Source organism: Microcystis sp. 49638_E5 (assembly GCF_021300285.1).
GTDB classification, from domain to species: Bacteria; Cyanobacteriota; Cyanobacteriia; order Cyanobacteriales; family Microcystaceae; genus Microcystis; species Microcystis aeruginosa_C.
The window spans coordinates 1-22,993 of sequence record NZ_JAJTDH010000106.1; the positions used below are offsets into that span (position 1 = coordinate 1).

General features: G+C 41.6%; 13 protein-coding genes and 6 pseudogenes. 7 read left to right on the forward strand and 12 right to left on the reverse strand.

Translation table 11 applies throughout. The features are described from left to right. Positions 1 to 344: 344 nt before the first annotated feature. On the forward strand, positions 345 to 977 hold the full coding sequence (locus LW728_RS20210) for a TetR/AcrR family transcriptional regulator (RefSeq protein WP_287767914.1): 633 nt from the start codon (positions 345 to 347) through the stop codon (positions 975 to 977). Positions 978 to 1,076: 99 nt separating this feature from the next. On the opposite strand, the pseudogene LW728_RS23295 reads toward LW728_RS20210, so the two are convergent. Both LW728_RS23295 and LW728_RS20215 read right to left on the reverse strand, forming a co-directional pair. Next, positions 1,077 to 1,193, reverse strand: a pseudogene (locus tag LW728_RS23295) (hypothetical protein); the annotation flags it as partial. A gap of 136 nt (positions 1,194 to 1,329) precedes the next feature. Further along, positions 1,330 to 2,025: a response regulator transcription factor gene (locus LW728_RS20215; protein WP_002795661.1), complete on the reverse strand. Its 696-nt coding sequence runs from the start codon at positions 2,023 to 2,025 to the stop codon at positions 1,330 to 1,332. Between the two features lie 276 nt (positions 2,026 to 2,301). On the opposite strand from LW728_RS20215, the gene LW728_RS20220 reads away from it, so the two are divergent. Continuing rightward, positions 2,302 to 4,458 (forward strand): putative PEP-binding protein, encoded by a 2,157-nt coding sequence (locus LW728_RS20220; protein ID WP_287670088.1) that lies wholly within the window; start codon positions 2,302 to 2,304, stop codon positions 4,456 to 4,458. Between the two features lie 666 nt (positions 4,459 to 5,124). Here LW728_RS20220 and LW728_RS20225 read toward each other — a convergent pair. Further along, on the reverse strand, positions 5,125 to 7,875 hold the full coding sequence (locus LW728_RS20225; protein ID WP_287670086.1) for a glycerol-3-phosphate acyltransferase: 2,751 nt from the start codon (positions 7,873 to 7,875) through the stop codon (positions 5,125 to 5,127). Between the two features lie 721 nt (positions 7,876 to 8,596). Between LW728_RS20225 and LW728_RS20230 the strand changes: the two genes are divergently transcribed. Next, the gene (locus LW728_RS20230) at positions 8,597 to 9,430 is read left to right on the forward strand and encodes a GIY-YIG nuclease family protein (protein WP_287767916.1); all 834 of its coding nucleotides are present in this window, start codon (positions 8,597 to 8,599) and stop codon (positions 9,428 to 9,430) included. Between the two features lie 230 nt (positions 9,431 to 9,660). On the opposite strand, the gene LW728_RS20235 is transcribed toward LW728_RS20230, so the two are convergent. The 3 genes and pseudogenes from LW728_RS20235 to LW728_RS20245 form a co-directional block, all read right to left on the reverse strand. After that, positions 9,661 to 10,275 carry a Uma2 family endonuclease gene (locus LW728_RS20235; protein ID WP_287670082.1) on the reverse strand — a complete coding sequence of 205 codons (615 nt, stop codon included), beginning with the start codon at positions 10,273 to 10,275 and terminating at the stop codon, positions 9,661 to 9,663. After that, on the reverse strand, positions 10,256 to 10,450 hold the full coding sequence (locus LW728_RS20240; RefSeq protein ID WP_287767918.1) for a hypothetical protein: 195 nt from the start codon (positions 10,448 to 10,450) through the stop codon (positions 10,256 to 10,258). The genes LW728_RS20235 and LW728_RS20240 overlap by 20 nt, the downstream gene beginning before the upstream one ends. 762 nt (positions 10,451 to 11,212) lie before the next feature. Further along, positions 11,213 to 11,320 (reverse strand): annotated as a pseudogene (locus tag LW728_RS20245) (Uma2 family endonuclease); the annotation flags it as partial. Between the two features lie 2 nt (positions 11,321 to 11,322). On the opposite strand from LW728_RS20245, the pseudogene LW728_RS20250 reads away from it, so the two are divergent. Further along, positions 11,323 to 11,451, forward strand: a pseudogene (locus LW728_RS20250) (IS110 family transposase); the annotation flags it as partial. 197 nt (positions 11,452 to 11,648) lie between these two features. Here LW728_RS20250 and LW728_RS20255 read toward each other — a convergent pair. Together LW728_RS20255 and crtE are read right to left on the reverse strand one after the other, a co-directional pair. Further along, a complete protein-coding gene (locus tag LW728_RS20255) occupies positions 11,649 to 12,101 on the reverse strand; it encodes a divergent PAP2 family protein (RefSeq protein ID WP_004163729.1) in 453 nt (150 codons plus the stop codon). A 17-nt stretch (positions 12,102 to 12,118) separates the two neighbouring features. Further along, on the reverse strand, positions 12,119 to 13,048 hold the full coding sequence (gene crtE, locus LW728_RS20260) for a geranylgeranyl diphosphate synthase CrtE (protein ID WP_043997759.1): 930 nt from the start codon (positions 13,046 to 13,048) through the stop codon (positions 12,119 to 12,121). Between the two features lie 405 nt (positions 13,049 to 13,453). On the opposite strand from crtE, the gene LW728_RS20265 reads away from it, so the two are divergent. The 3 genes from LW728_RS20265 (at position 13,454) to LW728_RS20275 (ending at position 15,939) form a co-directional block, all read left to right on the forward strand. After that, positions 13,454 to 14,851, forward strand: a complete 1,398-nt coding sequence (locus LW728_RS20265) for a serine/threonine protein kinase (RefSeq protein WP_287767921.1) — start codon at positions 13,454 to 13,456, stop codon at positions 14,849 to 14,851. Between the two features lie 283 nt (positions 14,852 to 15,134). Further along, positions 15,135 to 15,710 (forward strand): peptide deformylase, encoded by a 576-nt coding sequence (def, locus tag LW728_RS20270; protein ID WP_002801305.1) that lies wholly within the window; start codon positions 15,135 to 15,137, stop codon positions 15,708 to 15,710. Positions 15,711 to 15,741: 31 nt separating this feature from the next. After that, positions 15,742 to 15,939, forward strand: a complete 198-nt coding sequence (locus tag LW728_RS20275) for a hypothetical protein (RefSeq protein ID WP_002801303.1) — start codon at positions 15,742 to 15,744, stop codon at positions 15,937 to 15,939. 482 nt (positions 15,940 to 16,421) lie between these two features. Here the strand turns inward: LW728_RS20275 and LW728_RS20280 are convergent. The 4 genes and pseudogenes from LW728_RS20280 to LW728_RS20295 all read right to left on the reverse strand — a co-directional run. Further along, positions 16,422 to 16,610: pseudogene (locus LW728_RS20280) on the reverse strand (IS5/IS1182 family transposase); the annotation flags it as partial. 55 nt (positions 16,611 to 16,665) lie between these two features. Beyond that, positions 16,666 to 19,260: pseudogene (clpB, locus tag LW728_RS20285) on the reverse strand (ATP-dependent chaperone ClpB); the annotation flags it as partial. A gap of 522 nt (positions 19,261 to 19,782) precedes the next feature. Beyond that, positions 19,783 to 21,684 (reverse strand): thiamine pyrophosphate-binding protein, encoded by a 1,902-nt coding sequence (locus tag LW728_RS20290; RefSeq protein ID WP_002801285.1) that lies wholly within the window; start codon positions 21,682 to 21,684, stop codon positions 19,783 to 19,785. A gap of 1,155 nt (positions 21,685 to 22,839) precedes the next feature. After that, a pseudogene (locus LW728_RS20295) lies at positions 22,840 to 22,993 on the reverse strand (IS630 transposase-related protein); the annotation flags it as partial.

The following is a 22,993-nucleotide window of genomic DNA, read 5'->3' on the forward strand; positions in this document are numbered from 1 at the left end:
ATTAAGAAATGTTACAAATTACATGGGTACATTAAGAAAAGTTAAGGGGTTACATCCATTGATGGATAAGGGTTTTCGGCTATTATAGTATATATGTATGGGGGGAAGTTCAGGTATAAAAAGGGGTGAGCTACGGTCTAACTATCCGCTTGCACAGCGACCGTATGAAACTCATTAAGATTTTAGCTAGGTGGACAAGCTTCTAGCTTGATTTCTGGGGAAGTCTGGGGAACGATAACCGAACAATCTCTAATCCCAATTACTCAAAATTTTATGAAGCATTTGAGTAAACACCTAACTTGATCGATGACAATGGCTCTATCCCCTTCTAGCTGTCAATGATCATGCAAAGTCTTTTTCAACGTTCCCTAACTGAGACCAATTCTGGGGAAGAAGATACCCGTAGTCGTATTCTACAGGCCGCTTTACGTTTATTTGCCGCTAAGGGTTATGAAGGAACCACGACCAAAGACCTAGCAGGAAGCGCAAATGTGGCAGAAGGAACTTTATTTCGTTATTTTCCCAACAAAAAGGCGATTTTAATTGAAGTGGCCACTAGGGGATGGGTGGATATTCTCACCGACTTGCTGACGGAATTGAGCGAAATGGGCAGTTATAAAGCGGTAGCGCAGGTGATGCGGCGTAGGGTGTTGAGAATGCGAGAAAATAGCGATTTATTGCGAGTTTGTTTTATAGAGGCCCAATTTCACCCCGAATTAAAAGAGCGAATCCAATCGGAGGTAATTGCTAAAATGACCGATGTGGCCGAGGCTTTTTTTCAAACAGCGATTGATCGTGGTATCTATCGTCCCATGAATCCGAAAATTGTGGCGCAGGTTTTTCTAGGAATGTTCGCAATTGCTGGTTTTTCCAGTGAAACTATTTTAGATAGTAATGCTTCCCCCTTCGCTTTACAAGAAATGGCCGAAGGTATTGCCGAAATTTTTCTGAATGGAGTATTAGTTAAAGAAGTTTAATTATCCCAATTCTCTCAACCTATTCGGGAATCAGCCTGTTTATTCCTAAAGTCTCCTAGTCTTCGATAGCTGATGACGTGCATGGCATTCTGGGTAAAATTACTGATATGAAAAACCACAAAGACACAAAGGACAGAAAGTTTTTTCGCTATCATCGTAGTGGGCTAAAATGTCGGCAATAGTCAGGCCAGAACTAAGTAATTCTCGGATAAATTCAACAGGATAACGCTATCCTCAAAGGCACGGTTTGCCGTGACATATATTTAAGTTTTTTTGCCATCGCTAATTCAGTTGCCTGTCATCGTCAGTTAATAAACTACTCCCATCTGCTACTTTGTCCTTAGCTGCTATATTAACTGGTTAAACCGTGTTTTAGGGCAAAACGTACCAATTCCGTGCGACTATTAGTACCAGTCTTGCTAAATAAGCGACTGACGTATTTTTCTACGTTTCTGACGCTGGTTTCTAGACGACTGGCAATTTCTTTATTCATCAATCCCTCCGCTACTAGATCTAAAACACTTTGTTCCCGGGGGGTAAGATCAATTTTAATCGGGGGGGGAGTAGTAGTAAAAGTGTTCTGTTGTCCCACCTGCTGTTTTAATTCCCGGATATCTCGGGCAATTTCTTCTAATCTAGCGTTTTCGCTGGTGGCTTGCAAGGATTGACGACGGCGCTCGATTAAAGACTTGATTAATGCTTCTAATTCTTCGGGATCGAAAGGCTTGGATAAATAAGCATCACAACCGGCATTATAACCCTGAATGCGATCGCTTGTCATCCCCCTAGCGGTGAGAAAAACCACGGGAATTGTCTGAAAACGAGCATCTTCGCGCAATTTCTTGAGAAACTGATAGCCATCCACCTGCGGCATCATAATATCGGAGATGACTAATTCTGGGATTTCTTGATTAAGTAAATCCCAGGCTTCGTTAGCATTACTAGCAGTTCTTACCTCGAAGTCATCCCCGTACTGTAGATATGCTTGCACAGATTCACGAACCCCCGGTTCGTCATCCACTAACAAAACTTTCGCAGGTGTGTCCATGAATTTCTCGCAGCGATCGAATATTGTCCGAATCCTATCTTATCAGCTAAGGAGATAGGAGTCAGTAATCAGGAGATAGGAGTCAGTAGTCAGGAGATTGCTTTTATTATTCTCCCATCTCCCCACTTCATAATTCATAATTCATACATTCATAATTCCCACTCCCCAGATCATCCTCAAGATAGTGACGGTGAGTTAAACTGGCAGGTAGAAGTAAAGAGTTACAAAAATCACCTAGATTATTTTAGAATCCTTTCACCATTCTTAACAAATCCCGTGACCATTCTCTGCTGGCTCGATCGCATTAGTGCTTCTGATCGCCCCCTGGTGGGGGAAAAAGCTTTTATTGCCAGTGAATTACACCAGCGAGGATACCCAATTATCGGGGGATTTGCCATTTTTAACCGCATTTTTGCGGAATTTTTGGAAACTATCAACAATGCTGACTCGTTTCTGACTGATTTTCCGCAATCTTCCCTCTATTTAGACGTAGATAACGCAAAAGCTCTGCAATTAGTCGCCAAAGAGAGTCGCCGCGCCATTTTACAAGCGGAAATTCCTCCTCTCTGGTTAGAAGAACTAGGGGCGGCCGTGGCACAATTATCCATGGATACCCTAGTATGGCGCTTTTCCCTGCCAGCTAATCTGGCTCGGCGAACTCTCGGTTTATTTTCCGCCCCAATCAGTGGAATTAAAGCAGATAATCTAGAAAATGCCCTAAAACAAGCTTGGGCGGAGTTATTCAACGCCAAAAGTCTATTTTATTGGCGAAAAATGGGAATTGGTTTAGAAAAAATTCAATTATCTTTACTGGTACAACCGTTATTACCAGCCAATTGTGCGGGAAATGTGTTGATTAATGACGATAACTGGCAAATTCAGGCAGTTTGGGGGTTAGGACACAGTTTAGTTAATGGAGAAGTGGCACCGGATACCTATATTATCGATCGCTCCGGTCAATTACGCAGTCGGCAATTAGGCAATAAATCCCGCGCTTATTATCTCAATAGTGACAGTAATCTGCTTGCGGCACAATTATTAGCACCCAGTTTACAGGAAGGCTACTGTTTAGATAATTTCGCCCTCGATCGCCTTTGTCAACTGGTTCAATCTCTACTGGCGGAAAAACCGACGTTAACCAGCATAGAATGGCTGATGATGCTGGATGGTCAAATTTATATTCTCAACTGTCACAGTCAGGAAATCACCCCTACTACCTCCAATTATCCCTTAAGAGGATTAGGGGCATCCCCAGGTTTGGCATCGGGAGTGGCAAAAGTGATCAGCAATTTCGACTCCCCAGAGGCAAATTTTCAGGATTGCATTCTGGTTACTACTAATTTACCTCCGAAAAAACTGCCCCATTTACGCCAAATTCGAGCAATGATCACGGAACAGGGGGGATTAACTAGCCATGGAGCCATTTTAGCCCGGGAATTAGCCATTCCTGCCATTGTCGGGGTGAAAAATGCCACGGAAATTATCCGCTCAGGCGAGATAATTTTAGTAGATGGTACGAGGGGAATTATTTCTCTAGCATCTCAGGAAGAGATTTCCTTACCCCCAGCACCCCCCAGAGAAACTGACGGCACGGCAATTGCTACCCGTTTGATGGTTAATCTCAGTCAAACTGAAAGTATTGCCGGAATCCGAGAACTGCCTATTGATGGGATCGGTTTATTGCGCTCAGAATGGATGATTCTAGAGTTACTTTCTCAGCGCAATCTAGAAGAATGGTTAACACCAGAGCATCAAGAAGCATTGATCGAGAGATTAAGTGATTTAATCGCACAATTTGCCCTTAGTATCCAGCCTAAGCCTTTATTTTACCGTTCTTTTGATGCTCAAGATTCGGCTAAAGACAGTCGGGGAACCCATGGTTATATATTAGATCCGACTCTATTCGATCTAGAATTGCAAGCTTTACGACGGGTACAAACCACCGGCGCCACCAATATTAATTTACTGCTTCCCTTTGTCCGCGGGGTTGAGGAATTTATTTTCTGCCGGCAACGGGTACAATCAGCTTTACTCACTCAAGTCCCTTCTTTCCAATTGGGGATAATGGTGGAAGTACCGGGGGTAATCTTTCAATTGAGGGATTATGTGCAAGCGGGCGTACAATTGATCGCTATTGGTACTAATGATTTAACTCAATTACTTTTAGGTAGCGATCGAGAACATTTCTCAGAATATTTTAACGCCCGTCATCCCGCAGTCAGGGCAGCTTTAAAACAAATTATTACTCAGGCAAAACTTTTACAGATTCCCTGTTCCGTTTGCGGCATGGCTATCGTCCAGTATCCCGAACTTATCGATGATCTGATTGCTTGGGGTGTGACTTCTCTTTCGGTGGATAGGGAGGCAGTTTTAGCCACTAGAGAGGCAATTGTTCGGGCAGAAAGAAGGTTTTTATTGGAAAATAGCAGATAACTTCCGAACTACCCCACTTCCCCACCTCCCCAATTCGTAATTCATAATTCATAATTCATAATTCATAATTCCCATTACCCCACTTCATAACGCATACTTTGTGCTTTTTGTCAAAAAAACTTTTTTTTTGCAATAAAACTACACAAAAAAAAGATCATCGTTGTGGGTAAAATTGACTCATTTACCTGTCTTAGTTAGGATTACCTTCTAGGTGTGGCAAGGGTTTCAACCGTTGCTGCCCAAAAAAGCATATAATGCCCCATTATGAAATTCAGTAAAATCGCTGTAACCAGCATAACATCGTTGTTAAATAAAAATCTTTCTCAATTAATTTTTAAGAATTTGTAAATATTGCGGAATGTTAATTTAAATATTCTCAAGTTTGTAGAGTCAATAGATAATTTTTGCTTATCTTTGACCAACATTGCGTTAGGAGTCAGTATTCAGGAGATAGGAGTCTCCGAGTCAGTATTCAGAAGTCGGGAGATAGGTTTTAGGTGTTGGGGTTTTGGGGTTTTGGGGTTTTGGGGTTTTAGTTCAATTTCCCCACTTCCCCCCGCAACGCGCACGAAGTGGTCTCCCCCAATTCATAATTCATAATTCATAATTCATAATTCCCACACCCCACACCCCACACCCCACACCCCACACCCTGTCCCCTAATGCCTAGAGAATTTCAATAATTCCTTGAGTGCCATCGAGACGAATTAATTGACCATCTTTTAACAATTTCATGGCATTATGCACATCCATAACCGCCGGAATTCCGTATTCTCTGGCAATAATAGCACCATGGGATAATTGTCCCCCCACCTCGGCAATAATGCCCACAGCCCGGGATAATAAAGGGGACCATCCTGAGTCAGTATAGGGAATAACGAGAATAGTATTAGGGGAAATTTCTAGATTTTGTAAGCTGGGCATAATTTTGACTCGTCCCTCCACTGTCCCCCCACTAGCGGCAATTCCCTGTAAGCGTTTTTTGGCAGTTAAATTTGAGACTAAAAATTCTTTTTTCGGGGGTTGTCCATAAACGATATAGGGAATATCGGTTAATTGGGAGTTTTCTTGGAATTGTTGGCGACGCTGACGGATAATTTGCTTAAGATTGGCGATTTTATTATTCTGACCTAACTGGATAACTTCTGAGTAATTTAGATAAAATATATCTCCCGTCTCCGATAATATTTGCTGCTGTAACCAGAGGGTTTCTAAAGCGAGAAAATGCCAGCGTAGGTGAGCTAAAAGACGGGAGTAAATTTCAGTAACTTGGTTTTTGATATTTAATCTTTTTTGGACATTGTGGGAAGATTTAACTTTTTTATGGCTATTATTGCCCGGACTATCTAAGGGTAGTTGTAGCAGATATTGGGGATTTTCTCGCCATCTCGGTATGGAAATATCGGTCCCCACTTCGCTTAAATAACCGTAGGTTTCTAACCAGAGGGAAAAAGCCGAGTCAAAATCTCGATTGATCGTATTTTTTCTCAGTTCAGATAGCGATCGCATCGAGGCTATTTCTGGTGCTTGGGAGTTATCCAATTTCTCAAAAGGTACTCGGGAAATACTGCGACGCAAGGCGAAGCTAAGAGGGGCAAGAATACTATAATAGGTAGCTTTTTTTAAGACGGTTAAAATCTCCTCAATTTGCTCTAAAATCTCCCCTGAAGATAAAGCTTCTGGGGAAGTAGCGTTAATTTTTTTGAGCGTCGGGATAAAATAGTTTTCTTGATCTTGGCTAAAGTCTTTTTCTAACTGTAATTCCCGTCCTAAAAGTTTTAATAAACCAGGGGAATTAGCCAAGGTTGCCGTTAAAGGTGGTTTGGTAAACTTTGCCCCTTTGGTCAGGAATTCTAAGCTTTCTGGAGGTAATCCCATGCGACGGAAAATTGTTCCTAACAAAGAAGCATTAAAATAGGCTCTTTGATAGTGTAAAGTCGCCGTTTCATTGAAGTCCAAATCGAGGGCTTTTTTGTCTAAAACTAACCGAAAAATATCTCCCCAAACTCCACAGGTTAAAGGACGATTAATTGACCAAGGCAAAGGACGAATCACACCGGGGATAACTTCAGCAGCGATTTTTCTTGTCCAAATTGGCTGTAAATTAGTGATAGGACGGCACTGTAATAACCATAATTTTTGTCCGTCATGAGTCCATTCTATATCTTGGGGAATGCCATGATCAAGGTTTTCTAATTGCCGACAAAGATTAGCTACCTGTTGAATAATAGCAGGGGGAATATCTCCCGCTCCGATGATAATATTTTCTTCTAAATTAACTCGATAACTTTCGGGGGTGATTCTTCCCGATACAACTCTGGTAGCATCTCCGGGTAAAGCTTCAATAACTACATCTAAACTGAGAGGATTAATCGGATCGCGACTGAAGGCAACCCCCGAAAAAACTCCTCGAATTTGTTCTTGAATTAACACAGCCATGGCCGTGTTTTCTTGACCTCGATCGAGTCGATAATTAACAGCATTAGGACTATTATAGGAGGTTTGGCAACTTAAAATCGCCGCCGCTAAATTTTCTCGATCAATGACGTTAAGAATTGTAGTATATTGTCCCGCAGATGAAGCGGTTTCACTATCTTCTCCAATAGCGGAAGATCGCACGACTAAGGGATGATTAATATCAGGATGAAGAGATTCTATTAAGGGTTGTGGATCATCTCCTGGTGGTAAAATCCAACCCCTAGGAATGGGATAACCGGCACGCTTAAGATCGGCTAAAGTGGCGGCCTTTTGTCCCACTTTTGAAGCTGCCAGATTGTCATCAAGAGTTTGGATCGATCGATCTCCACGAAAAAAACGAAACATAGTTTTTGATTCATTGTTAACACTTGCTTCAGGTAAGTCTAAATCGTCGGCGATTTTTTGAAAAATTGCCCCTAATAAACAGGCTAAAGCAATGGCAGTTATAATATAACCTGAATCGTGGGGACGGCGCAAGGTGAGAATTAAAGCTAATAAAAATAATCCTACCAATCTACCCGTAGATTTTTCTCGAAAAATAGTAAAGCTAATCCCACTAATGATTGAGGTGAGAAAAACAGCGACAAAATCGTGAACGATTAATCCCCAGAAAACATTAGTCGTTCCCGCACCTTTTCCTAACCAATAGCGCCCCACGACTAAGGCAATTAAAGCTAATAATTCCCAAGAAGAGCCAGTGGGAAAAAAGAAACGGGTTAGGAAAATAACGATAATTCCCTTGGCTGCTTCCGAAATTACCGCCAAAATTCCCACCAATTTACCCCCATGGTAAAAAGCGGCAGTTACACCGATATTACCGGTCCCTAATTGGGATAATTTACGTCCAGTTACGAGATAATTTATCCAATCGATCAGAGGCAGTCCCCCGATGATGGGACAGACTAAAAAAATAAATAGGGATCCCCAAATTTCTCTCATTATATTTTCTGGCTCTAAAAAATAGTTACTTCCCGGTGGAGTACTGTCAGGTATCGGGATTAGAATAATTCCGTCCACACTCCCTTAAATCTTATATAGTATTTTAGCTCTACCAACCCACGACATTATTTATTTTAAATTTTACTTTATAAATACTTACAGTTTTTCTCGGACAGATGAGGTATAATCACAACAGTGATTGCAGCAATTACGGGTGTCTTTCTTGGAGACTGCCTTAAAAGCTTCTTCGAGAGCCTTGTCTAAGTCTCGATAATTTTTCGGTTGTAATTTTCCCAAGATAGACTTGATTTTTGGGCAAAAGTTTTCAATAGTTTTCAATCGAGGTAAAGTCGAGAGAGTAAGGATGTAAATAAACTATCTTAGACTCCTTCTTCTTCCACAGCTTGACGGACTTCTTCGCTGACATGAATTTTATCACTCACCCTTCGCTTATTTCTGGAAACGAAAATTTGATAAATTGTCTCAAATGCAGTCTAGCAAAAGCATTGAGCGTTCTACCCGCATATTTGTTAGTACAAAAAGACCATTTTGAGGTTAAGGAATCGCCACTGTTCTGCTTACCTTATTCGCTAAAAAGCATACAGGATAAAGGTTACGGCAATTTTAAAACCCTTACCTAAAAAAATTAAGCCAACAATGAGTTATAATTGATAGCAATTACAGAAAATTATTATCTTGAAAATAAAATAAGACTAGGTTTATGCTGCTCGATCCTTTGGCAATGTCTTCAGTAGAACTAGATAATTTAAATCAACTTCCTGATTGTTCGGCCATATATTTTGCTATCGATTCTCAAAATAGAATTCTTTATATTGGTCAAGCAGTTAATCTTTTAACTCGCTGGAAAAATCACCATCGTATATATCAATTACAAGAAATTAATCAAGATTATCCTGTAAGAATAGCTTGGCAAGTTTGCAATAATGAAGAATTAAATGAAATTGAACTATATCTAATTAAACATTTTCAACCTTTGCTAAATAGAACAGAAGTTAAATCTCCACAAGTTGTACCATCAGAGTTAGTCTTCCGAAATTTTCTCAGGGAATTTTCTCGACGATTAATCATTATTGGGTTTAAACCACAAACTTCTCAAGAGCTACCACATATTCATTTGAAATATGACTGGACAGATTGTTCTCCGAAAGGGACAGCCGCAAAGATTAAAAATTTTATTCAAGAAAATAATAATATAAATACCAGTTTTAAGATTAGAAGAAAACCTTGGGGAAGAATCAGGGGGCCAGAAGATTTTCAAATAGGCAGTCGCGGACAAAAAGCCCTAGCTCGTCAGAATCGTTCCTATAATAATCATTGGGAAATGGCTTGTAATGGAGTAATAATCTCTATCACCCCTACCGATAATTATAAACAGATTAAATCAATAACAAATTTTCAAAAACTTGCTGGGGTAAAAATGAGAACAATCCCAGAACATGATTTTAAGAGAATGTCTAATCAATATCCTTATGATTTTGCGGATTTATCCTGCTTTGTCGATGATTTAGTTCCGTTGCTTTGGATTGAAGGGTAATCTTGAATGGGTGCATCTCAATTTTGTAGAAATATCTATATTACATTATGGGCGCATAGGATCATTGGTGTCAACTTAAGGGAATAGCCCGCCAAATTTGTTGAGAGAGAGCCTCCCTTTTCCTGTTCCCTGTTCCCTTGCCTAAATGACCAATCTAAATGTTCTACAGCTGACAATGAGCCAAAGCGATGAAGAAAAAAGCGAAAAGAGTAAGGCGGACGATGCACACTCTACAGACTTAAGAAAATCTGATTGACAGTGAGATTTAATTCCGTGAAAGTCTGGGAAATTAGGCGATCACTGTCTCGAAATTGCCGAATTTGATATTCTTCCTCAACTAAGCGACAAACAGAGATGGTCGGTTGTTTAGGAGTGCCAAGAAAATTACGCCCACCTAAGGCTGCATAATCGACAATCCAATATTCAGGAATACCCATTTCTTCATAATCAGCAAATTTTAAGTAGTAATCATCACGCCAGTTGGTCGATACCACTTCAATGATCAGAGGGATAGATGCACCCTCACTAAGGATTGATTCTTTTTTCCATAATTTTTCCTGAGCGAGCTTGGTTCGATTTAGCACTAATACATCAGGAAAATAACCAGAATTTTTACCAGCAGGTCTGACAATCGCTTGGTTAGGAATTAAATAAGGAAGCCCTAGTCTATCAATTATTCCACTGAGTTTAACAGTTAAAAATCCTTTGATTTCCTCGTGTTCTCCTGCGGGTTGTGCCATTTCAATAATATTTCCCTTGTGTAGCTCATAACGCACTCCCGAATTTTCAGGCAGCCAACGGACAAATTCCTCGAAATTAACAGTTTTAGGTAAAGTTTGGCTCATAGCTGGCAAAATAGCATTCTCTCTCTACTAACTTCCTTAGCTCTATTTTACCTTGAATGTAAAATAGGCATTGCCCACCCGACAAACTCTCTACACAATCTGCGATCGCACTATCGCTGCCAAAAACGATGAGGACGAAACCAAAAATATAATTGGTAACGACGGCGAGGCCCATAAGAAGGATTGGAAGGAGTCAGTTGCCAGTTAGTTTTTAGATCTCCATTTGGCAATATTACACCCTCATAAAATTCTTTACCGCCGGACCCGCCTAGTAAGTTTATAAAGAGGTCTCCTTGATTAACGCTGAATGTTCCAGCCCATCCAGATAGAGTGTTCTGGCCATGTCTAGCTGCTGGTACGTCAATGTACTGCATGATGAAGTCGATGTCGTTTGATTGAGTCCAGTGCTTAATGCAAGAACCGTCACGGTAAAACCGCAGAAAATCTACTTCCCCAAAGTGTTCTTCATAGGGTTCAGAGTAATAGAATCCATCAAATCGTATTTTGCTTGACCCACCAAAATTAAACATCAATTTAGCTCAAAAAATCTTTATTTTGGACAATTAGGTTGGGTTGAGGGACAACGTAACCCAACCCCAAAGGCGACCTTTAATTAACGATACACACTACCCCCCCTATAATGTATTCTGCATGACAATTTAATAAAAATTAACATTTAGGCTATCGCGTACTTGTGGTGATAAGCAGGGTTATCTAGGGGAGGGCGCAAGCGTTCATTGGTGTCAACCTAAGGGAATAGCCCGCCAAATTTGTTGAGAGAGAGCCTCCCTTTTCCTGTTCCCTGTTCCCTTGCCTAAATGACCAATCTAAATGTTCTACAGCTGACAATGAGCCAAAGCGATCGGATTTTAATCGGCAAAATCAACCCCTCAAGCTGAAGAAAAAAGCGAAAAGAGTAAGGTGGACGATGCACACCCTACAGACTTAAGAAAATCTGATTGACAGTGAGATTTAATTCGGTGAAAGTCTGGGAGATCAGGGGATCACTGTCTCGAAATTGCCGAATTTGATATTCTTCCTCAACATAATCCAGTGATTAAAGCCTTTTACGAACGCCTAGTCGGACGCGCTAAATCAAAAACACTGGCTCTTACTGCTTGTGTGCGGAAAATCTTAGTCATTCTTAATGCAATGGTTCGCCAAAATAAGCCTTGGCAGCTTCCTGACAATTTACAACCTTCAACGAGGTCAGACTATATTTCCAGAAAATTATTGCTATTCTTCTTCCTTCCACACAGAAACGAGAAGAGACAACCGCGAAAGCCTTCAATTTTCAGGGATTGTAACATGAGTGATTACCCCGGATTTTAGTTATTAAATCTAGTTTATCTCAACCCCAGAAAACACCTCAATTAACGACAGAGCAGCACCATGGCGATACCGATACCTAAACTTAAACCGACCAGCACCTGAAAAGGAGTATGACCAATTAATTCCTTTAAACGTTCCTCGTTAAATTCCTTGCCCTCCTGGAACATTTCATCGATAATTTGATTGAGAATCCGGGCCTGTTTTCCCGCTGCCTGACGCACTCCGGCCGCATCATACATAACAATAACCGCAAAAAGCGCGGCAATCGCAAATTCGGGACTAGACCAACCCACCTGTAATCCTACCCCAGTAGCCAAGGCCCCCACCAGCGCCGAGTGAGCGCTAGGCATTCCCCCCGACGAGACTAAATAGCGCAGACTCACCTTACCATCGCGGATTAACTCAATCAGCGCTTTTAGTCCTTGGGCAGTGAAACAAGCTAAAAGAGAGACTAGCAGTATTTGATTGTGTAACACCTGCTCGAAGTCCTGCATAATCTCATTCGTTTAATTTAATTTTTACGATTAACAATATACTCGGCGATGGCCCGTAAAGGTTCAGCGGCCTCATCGTAGCCACTCAATTCATTGATGGCACTATCTATTAACTGTTGAGCTTGCTGGCGGGACCCTTCTATCCCCCAGAGACTAGGATAGGTGGCTTTTTGTGCCTGTAGATCCTTACCGGCGGTTTTGCCCAATTCCTCCTTTGTCGCCGTGATATCGAGAACATCATCGATAATTTGGAAAGCCAAGCCAATATTTTGAGCGTAACGGGCTAATTTAGCTATATCTTCCCCTTTTGCCCCCGCTAAAACTGCCCCCGACACCACAGAAGTCTCCAACAGGGCCCCAGTTTTCTGAGTATGGATAAAACCGAGAGTTTCCGCCGAAATATCGGGTTTTCCTTCGGATTCCAAGTCTAAAACCTGACCTCCCACCAAACCCGCTGCCCCGACCGTGCGACCTAAACGGGCAATTACCTCTAAAACCTGTACAGGAGGTACATTACGAGTCTGGGTAACCACATACTCGAAAGCGTAGGCCAGGAGACCATCCCCGGCTAAAATAGCGATATCTTCGCCAAAAACCTTGTGATTGGTTAATTTCCCGCGTCGGTAATCATCGTTATCCATGGCGGGTAAATCGTCATGAATTAATGACATAGTGTGAATCATTTCTAGGGCGCAAGCGGTGGGTAAAGCCATCTCTAGGGAACCCCCCATCAATTCACAGGTAGCCAGACATAAAATCGGCCGCAGACGTTTGCCACCGGCGAGGAGAGAATAGCGCATCGCCTCGTAGATTTTGGCAGGATTGCCGATAACTAAAGAGCTATCCAAAGCTGACTCGACAATCAACCGCTTTTCCTCCAGATAGGAAGCCAGAGAAAAGTTCTCGTTTTTCCTCACTTCTACCCCTCGTTCGCCCCTAGTAACCATGTCTTTTTGTCTTGAACCGACTGCTTTTAAAACTATATCAGGAAACTCCACCTCGATGGGAATTAAACTGACTGCTCCCTTGTACCCTAAGCTGTTGACTATCTAAATTACTCCTTCAGACTGCATGGCAGCACTGGAGTTGACAGCCTGAACATTTGTACTGAATTTTCCCAGACGGAGAGAGGTCAATTTTCTTTTCTGATGCCTATTTTCTCTTTTAACCTGAAAAAATACATCCCTCAGTCCAGAGATTAGCAAAAAACGGGCGATATAATTGAATTTCACCGCAGTTATCCTGGGAGATGCTAAAGTTTTGATGATTCGGTCAAACTTCCGTTTTCTTAGCTTGCGGTTGAGAAATTTCTCGATTAGCCTAGAAGTAGGATTATACTAGGAATATATTGTATGCTGCCAGGGCAAATTTTAGGCGATCGATACCAAATTCAAAGTCAGTTAGGTAAACAAACCGGAAGACGCACGTTTCTGTCCCAAGATTTAAAAACGGGCGCTACTGTTGTCGTCAAATTATTAATCTTCAGTCCCGATTTTGAATGGACAGATTTAAAACTTTTTGAACGGGAAGCAGAAACTCTTAAACATCTAGATTGTCGCTCGATTCCTGAATATATCGACTATTTTGAAGTTCGCACCGATACCTATCAAGGTTTTGCCCTTGTTCAGAGTTATATCGAGGCTAAATCTCTCAAGGAACAGATAGAAACTGGTCGCAAATTTAGTGAAGCAGACCTACAAGAATTAGCTAAATCTATCCTAGGTATTTTAATTTATCTCCATGGACTTAACCCGCCAATTATCCATCGAGATTTGAAACCTAGTAATATTTTACTAAAAGATCGATCGGGTCATAGTATCGGTAATGTTTATTTAATTGATTTTGGTTCTGTCCAGAGTGTTGCTCAACAGGAACAGGCCACTTTAACTATTGTCGGAACCTACGGTTATATGCCCCCCGAACAATTTGGTGGTCGCACCGTTGCCGCTTCTGATTTATACAGTTTAGGAGCCACTTTAATCTATCTAGCTACAGGCATTCATCCCGCCGATTTACCCCAAAAAGATGGCAAAATTCAATTAAATAATTTAGCTAATTTAAGCCCTGCTTTTGTTCATTGGTTAGGGCAGTTAATTGAACCTAGTCTCGAAAAAAGGTTTGTTTCAGCACAGGCAGCAAATCAAGCTTTAAATACTCTCCACGAAATGCAATTAACTTCCTCGAACCTTGAAAAACCCGCAGGGAGTCGGGTACAGTTGCAAAAAAGCGAGGAGAAAATTAAAATATCTTTACCTCCCGAAGGTTTTACCCCTAAATTAATTTTTCTTGGAGCTTTTGCCATCGGTTGGAACGCTTTTTTATTAGTATGGACAGGAGGAGCAATTTCTATTCCTCTGTGGATGAGTTGGTTTTTTCTGCTCTTTTCCTTGCCTTTTTGGTTTGTGGGTTTAGGAATGCTTTACCAGATTATTTATTGTCTCAAAGGGGAGGAAATTATCACTATTGATAGGGAAGAAATTGTGGCCATTCAGCGAATTTGGGGTTTGACACTTCCGGGCAAAAAGAAAATGGCAAGACAACATATTAATAAACTGGTCAAAGCTGATAGTTATCATAGCAAAGATGGTGATGGTGATCGAGTTTATGTACCGATGGCTTTAACTATTTGGGCGGGGACTAAAGAATATACTATTAGCAGTAAAACAAAAGAATATCTGAGTCAACCCGAAATTGAATGGTTAGCAGCGGAATTGAGCCAATGGTTAGGAATACCAATTACTAATAAGTAGCTGGTTACAATCAGCTTTTTCTCCCCTCTCCCCACTCCCCCACTGATTACTGATTACTGCTTACTGATAACTGAAAAATCTCCCCACTCCCCCACTTCCCCACTCCCCCATTTCCTAATTCATAATTCATAATTCATAATTCCCACCCCCTGATATGGACGAACTGTCTGTGATCGGTGTAAAATTTTATGAAGAGTCTGGGCTTTTTTCTCCCTTTTCCTGAGAAATGCCCCAGAGCCAGTGACTAAGATCAAAATTGTGCATCCCATCGATAATTAAGTTTATGAGCGCCACTATTACCGTAGAAAAACGCAAATTAGAAAAACCCCCTTTAGAACTGCATTATCTCGGCGATCGAGTCTTGCGTCAACCGGCCAAGCGGATTGCTAAAGTCGATGACAGCATTCGCCAATTAGCCAGAGAAATGCTGCAAACTATGTATAGTTCCAATGGTATCGGGTTAGCGGCTCCGCAAGTGGCAGTCAATAAACAATTGATTGTCATCGATTGTGAACCCGATAAACCAGAAAATCCGCCCCTAATTCTGATTAATCCCCAAATTATCGGTTATAGTCCGGAATTGTGCAAAGCGGAAGAGGGTTGTTTGAGTATTCCCGATGTGTTTTTAGATGTCATCCGTCCCCAAGCGCTCGAAGTGAGTTATAAAGATGAACAGGGGAAACCGCGAAAACTGCAAGCTAACGGTTTACTAGCGCGGGTAATTCAACACGAAATGGACCATCTTAATGGTGTCATGTTCGTGGATAGAGTAGATAACGATTTGGCACTCAATGAAGAATTAAAAAAACACGGTTTTTCCGTGCAAGCGGTGAAACCGGTCGAGAAAGTGACAAAATAAAGGCATTAGTTAATTTAGGTGAGGAGTGAAGATGACCCCGAAAAGCGGCGTTTTATTGTTATTATCCTGTATTGCAGCGATCGCTGGTGTGGGTTGTGTCTTTGAAATTAGTTCGGGAGAACCGGATTTAGGCAATGCCACCACTGGCTTAATTCTAGCGGCAAGTGTGCCACTAACAGCCCTATTTTTTTGGGCAGCGGTTAAAGACACGAGAGCCAATTACAAATAGAATAACTTCCCCTCGGTTATCGAAAAATTGGCATAATTTTCATGAGCAAAAGAGAGAATTTACTTCTCTCTTTTGTTCGTTTTAACTACAGGGCAAATTGCCAGAAAAAGTTACTACTTTTTAGGACTTTATCATCTTTTATAGCAATCAAGTATATCCCGATGGGTGAAAATCTGATTAGGTAAAGATTTCCCCAGGCTGCATCTCACATTTGCAGAAATACCGACAATCAGCAATTATCAGTGACTAGAACTCTTGCAAATTAATTATATGTTATAATGGCGGGTTAACTAATTTTCCCAAAAAAATTAGTTAATTAGTAGATTTGTTATGAATAAAAACCTGAAGTTTTACTTTTAACTTAAAACTCTTTAGATATGCCTTAATTTGGTTATCAAAACCTCTTTATTTAAGCGGCAAAAACTATCTAAATTTTCATAATTGAGAATAAATTCTCCTTGTAGATTAATGTTTGACAACTTTTAAGAAGTTGCTATACCTATCCCTAAATCACAGTTATAAATAGCCGACAACAAGTTAACTATTAAACTATATCTTAGAGGACAATTCCGATATTTACAGGATAATATTTTCAAGATTTTGAGTTTACTATTTAGGGTTTGCTGAATAAATCTAAAAACCTTGTTGGATAAGGCTTTTAGACTTTTTTTCCCTGAAAAAGTGCCTACCATTGGAGTGATTGGGGGGAAAATTTAGGGATTTTTTCAACCGTTTAAAGGTCAATCTTTCATCGGCCACATCGACAAAAATCGTGTCTCCCCCTTTGAATTCGCCGCGCAGAATTGCCTTAGCGATCGGAGTTTCCACATATCTTTGTACTGCCCGTTTTAAGGGTCGCGCACCGTACACTGGATCGTAACCAATTTCTGCTAGATAATCGAGGGCAATATCGGCAAGTTTCAGGGCTAATTTTTGTTCCATCAAGCGATCGCTGAGATTGGCTGTCTGTAGTTTAACAATCGATCGCAGTTGCGCTTTTTGTAAACTATGGAAAATGATCGTTTCATCGATACGATTGAGGAATTCGGGACGGAAACTATTCCGCATTGCTTCCATCACCCGCGCCTGCATTTCCTCATAACGAGACTCATCACCGGCCACGTCTAAAATGTATTGAGAACCGATATTACTGGTCATAATAATTATGGTATTTTTGAAATCAACCAGATGACCTTGAGAGTCGGTTAAGCGCCCATCGTCAAGGATTTGTAACATAACGTTAAAAACGTCGGGATGGGCTTTTTCAATCTCATCAAAGAGGATGACAGAGTAGGGACGACGCCGGATTGCCTCGGTTAATTGTCCTCCTTCATCGTAGCCGACGTATCCCGGAGGCGCACCCATAAGACGGGAAACGCTGTGTTTTTCCATGTATTCCGACATATCGATGCGAACTAGAGCCTCTTCCGTGTCAAAGAGATTGCGAGCTAAAGCTTTCGCCAATTCTGTCTTACCAACACCCGTCGGACCGAGGAAAATAAAGCTGGCCGTGGGACGGTTGGGGTCTGATAAACCAGCGCGGGAACGTTGAATCGCTTCGGCTACGGCTGTGACCGCTTCCTCTTGACCGATGACACTTTCGTGTAATTCCTCTTCCAGATTGAGGAGTTTTTCTTTTTCCGATTCGATTAATTTATTGAGAGGAATTCCCGTCCATTTCGAGATAATTTCGGCGATATCCGATTCGAGAACTTCTTCTCTTAATAAACTTTTGCCAGTGGTTTGTTTGTCGGCCAATTGAGTTTCTAGGGCGGACATTTGCCGCTGCAGATCGGTTAATTTTCCGAACTTTAATTCCGCAGCGCGATTATAATCATAATCGCGTTCGGCCTGTTGAATTTCCAGATTAACTTGTTCAATCGCTTCTTTAACCCCACGAACTTTATCGATAATCTCTTTTTCCCCTTGCCATTGGGCATTTAATCCCGATTGTTCTTCCTTGAGGTTAGCCAGTTCTTTTTCTAACTTTTCTAACCGTTCTCGCGAAGCTGGATCATATTCCCGTTGTAGGGAAAGTTTTTCCATTTCTAGCTGAAGAATTTTGCGATCAATTTCATCGAGTTCTTCGGGTTTAGAGGTGATTTCCATCTTCAATTTTGCCGCCGCTTCATCAACTAAATCAATGGCCTTATCGGGCAAAAAGCGATCGCTAATATAACGATTAGAAAGCAGTGCCGCCGCTACTAAAGCATTATCGGCAATTTTTACCCCATGATGCACCTCATAACGTTCTTTGAGACCGCGAAGAATCGAAATAGTATCGACCACATTTGGTTCATCTACTAAAACCTCTTGAAAACGTCTTTCTAACGCCGCATCTTTTTCGATATATTTGCGGTACTCATCGAGGGTAGTGGCCCCAATACAACGCAATTCACCCCGGGCTAACATCGGTTTTAATAAATTGCCCGCATCCATTGCCCCTTGAGTGGCTCCCGCACCGACAACGGTATGAATTTCGTCAATAAACATGATGATATTGCCTTGGGAATCGGTGACTTCCTTGAGGACAGCTTTTAATCTTTCCTCAAATTCCCCGCGATATTTTGCTCCCGCAATTAAGCCACCTAAATCGAGAGAAATAAGAGTCCGATCTAACAGAGATTCTGGCACATCACGGTTAATAATCCGCTGGGCTAATCCTTCGACAATGGCTGTTTTTCCTACTCCCGGTTCCCCGATTAAAACTGGGTTATTTTTAGTCCGACGCGAGAGAATCTGAATGGTGCGACGGATTTCGTCATCCCGTCCAATTACGGGGTCTAATTTACCTTCCCGTGCCAATTGGGTCAGATCCCGTCCGTATTTTTCTAGGGCTTCGTATTTGCCTTCTGGATTCTGATCGGTCACTTTTTGACTACCTCTGACTTGTTGAATAATTTCTTTGAGTTTGCTTTCGGTAAGTCCGAATTCTTGAAAAATATTTTTACCGAAGCGATCATCTTTAGCGTAACCTAAAATTAAATGCTCGATCGAAATAAAGTCATCTCCAAATTCTCGGCGATAATTTTCTGCTCGATCAAGTAAACTATCTAAGCTACGACCTAAATAAATCGAGTCGCCAGGGTTAGAGATTTTCGGTTGACGACGGATAAAGTCATCGGTTCGATCCCGCAAACGGGCTAGACTAATATTAGCTTTACTAAAGACACTGCCCGCTAATCCCTCCTGTTCGAGAAGGGCTTTCATTAGATGTTCGCTTTCTATTTGTTGCTGGCTGTTCTGTTTGGCAATGTCCGGCGTTTTGACGATTGCCTCCCAAGCTTTTTCTGTAAATTGTTGTGGATTGGTTGGCTGCATTTTCTATAAGAGATTACTTTTATACCCTAGAGATTATTCTAGATTGACCGGTTTGTCGGCTCCTAGGGGCTTACCGTACCTAGTTAAGGGGGATTTCCCCTCAACTGTGCGATTTGAGCCGCTAAAGTTTATCAGCTGTAATGGATTTAAACTGCTTCTTGGAAATTTTAGTACAAATGTTCAAGCTCTCAACCAAGCTAAAATCTTAAGTAGCTGGTTATAATTAAATTAAAAATGAATTTTAGGTTCGATCCCCCCTGCCCCCCTTGATAAGGGTAGGGTTGATTGATAGTAGGGTTGATTGATAGTAGGGTTGATTGATAGTAGGGTTGATTGATAGTAGGGTTGATTGATAGTAGGGTTGATTCATGAATCAACCCTACCTTGATAAGGGGGGTGTCTGATAATTTTTAACGCCTACCTACTTAATTATTAAAGATGTTCACTGTTGACTGATTACTGATAACTGATAACTGATAACTGATAACTGATAACTGATTAAAGCTAACCCTAAAATACTCTCTAAGCGATTAAAGATTTAACTTTACTAATGATACCAACTGGGTCAATACCTTGGTGGGGGAACTGTTCCCATAAACCGCCACAACCTTCATGGTGAGTACCGATATAGGCGTATTTAGGAGTTAAACCGCGTTCGAGTAACCAAGAACCATAACGGCTACCTAAACCCGTGCGACGGTTAAATGCTTCTACCACTAAAACAAAGGGAGAACTACCAACTTTAGCGATAATTTCTTCATCCACTACATTGAGAGTCGGTTTATTAATTAAACCCACGTCAATACCTTCTTGTTTTAGACGTTCCACTGCATCCAAAGCGCGGTATAAACCATCGCCAAAGCTGATGATATAACCGGCAGTGCCTTCTCGAATTGCTTCATCTTTTCCGGGGACAAAGGTATAACCATCGCCAAAGAAATTATTACCTTTAGTATCAAGAATATTGGGAGTTTTAGAACGAGTCGAGAAGATAAAACGTAAACCGGGTTGATGGAAAGTTGCCTCGACACAAGCGGTCATTTGTGCAGCATCGGCCGGAAAATAAAGACGGGTTTCGTAACCGTCATCCAGTCCATTATCGGCAAAGAAATTATTCAAACCAAAGTGACAGGTATTATCCGCCATATCATCGATACCAGAATGGGAAAAATGACATAAAAGATTAGAATAATTCAAGCGGGCCATGGTGATTTCAGAAATACACATTTCTAGAAAAGCGGCAAAGGTGGCGAAAATTCCCTGTTTACCTTTTTCCATACCAAAACCAGCGGCTGCCGAAAGATTGCCCCGTTCCATAATACCGGAAGGAATAAACACTTCGGGATGTTTATCGTGGATAATTTTCAGGCCGCAGGAACCCTCTAAATCGCTATCTACTACTAATACCTTAGCCTTGCGTTCTTCCTCGCTCATTTTGCCTAAAAGACTGACTACTGCTTCGCCGAAAACGTTGCGGTTAGAACCCCATTTATCTCCAGAACCGAGGAATTTATAGTCATTAGAAGGCTTCTTAATACTGTTGAGATATTCCACGGCGGCACTGTGTCCTTTTGCCTCTAAATATTTCAAAGCCAAGGGTACAGAAATCACATCATGACCGTGGTTAGAACCTTCTAACCCTTCAATACCGGGACACATGGGACGTTTATTAATAATCGCAATCGGGCCGGGAGTATTAATTGCTTCACAGATATTGCGATACAAACTATCGATATCTTCCCCATCTCCCACTAACACTTTTAGTCCATGACCGGCGAGAGTTTTAGCCACATCATAACCGGGTAAATATTTGGAAGGATTACCAGCAATCGTCACATCATTATCATCAATAATTAGCTTAACATTGATGTGTTGAGCCACAGCTAAACGGGCAGCTTCCGCGTCATTGCCTTCCTGTTGAGAACCATCGGAACCTAAGCAAAAAACGGTTTTCCCTGGGTTAGCTAAAGCGACACCGTTAACGTAGGGCCACATATGTCCTAAACGGCCAGAACTAAATTTGACGCCGGGGGTTAATCCTAATTCCGGGTGTCCAGGGAGTTTAGAATTAGCCTCGCGGTAGTGCATTAATTGTTCTGGGGGTAAAGAACCTTCTAACGCAGACATGAGATATTGAGTACCGACGCGGTGTCCCGCTTCATCGAAGAAAATTGGTACAAATTGACTAGGTTGACTGCGGAAAAGAGCATCGAGAATCACCACTTCCGGGACGGTATCGTAGGGGCCGCCGGTGTGACCACCCACACCCCGGGCCGCACCCGTGGCAGTAAAAAAGATGATAGCATCGCGACAGAGTTGGATATTGGCTTTTAGGGCGCTTCTTTGCTCGTCGGTTAGGGTGGGGTTACTGGGGTCGAGACTGATGGGTTTATAGGCACTCAAATCGATGGGAAAGGTTGTCATCGTAGATTTTCCTTAATGTAGAGAAATAACTATAGTCAGGGAAATCATAGCCTAGAATGTCACCCGATCGATTGATTGAATAATTTCTTATCGAAAATTTGGGTTGAAAACCCCGTCCTTTTAGGACGGCTTTAAGCTACAATGGAAAAACCGATAACCAAGCTAAAAACTGAACCTTGACCACAGATAGTAGGGGGTTTCGTTCAGAAAGGAATTCAAATTCGGCCTTGAACCAGTAAAACTTTCTAGGAAATAAGGTTGAACATGAGATTTTTTCCACTTGTTCAAAGTGGCCGTCCGGCATTCGGACAATCAAAACGGACGGGTCGGAAAGCGTAAGACTACCGCTAAGGTAGCGGCATCCCGTGAAGCGTCAACCCAGCGGTCGGTCGTTTAATTAAGTTTGTTCGATCTGCCAGTCATCACCGTCTGGCCCCGGCGGTGAGGATGTCAACATAGATACCCCTTAATAATTCCACTTCACCCCTTATCCTCCTTAGTAGCTGACCATTGAGTTAACCCGGCGCCAATCAAAGCAGCCGGAGCGGGCAACGCCATCGCTAACTTTTCTTCTGGGAGAATTAACGACAAGGCAATTGAACTGATTAGCCCTGATGCAATAAAAATCATTGCAGTTTGGTTTTTACTAGCTATTCGGACAAAATTAAAGGGAGAATAAAACACACTAAAAGAAAAACCATAAATTTTTGTTTAACTATCGCGATTAACTTTAAGGTGCTTGGTTTTTAAAAGGATGATTCCAGGGTAAATTAGCCTGTAATCCAAACTTCCAAGCTAAATATCCTGCCAATTCGGTAGCTTTATTTTCCGTGGTGATTACTAGCTCGGCTATTCTCTGTTAAACCAGCGGACCCATTGAATTGCTCCACCAATACGAAATTCTGGGCGAATATTAAAAGTCCCCCATTTACCCCTGTTATTTCTGGAAGCCCATTGACACTGAGAAAGTCATTCCCCCCAGAAACAAACCGGGAAGTAACTATTCTCCAGGAATTGTTCCCAGTAGTTTGAGTATCGGCTGCTCCGTTCACCACATTAGGAAAATGAGAAACGGTCAAAGGCGCGTTAGCCAAATCTGGTCTATCTTGCCAGTTAAAGCCTTGAATCGCCCCCACTGAAGTATGATTATTATCAATATATTTTAATCAATTCTCTCAGCACTCTGTAGTATTTTATTCTTTCTTCTCGGTTTCTTTCTCTATAACGAAGTTCCTTCTTTTTTCTGGTAACTTTCATTTTTTTTAAGGCATAGCAAATGGCACTTGGTCTCACTCCAAACTTCTCGGCT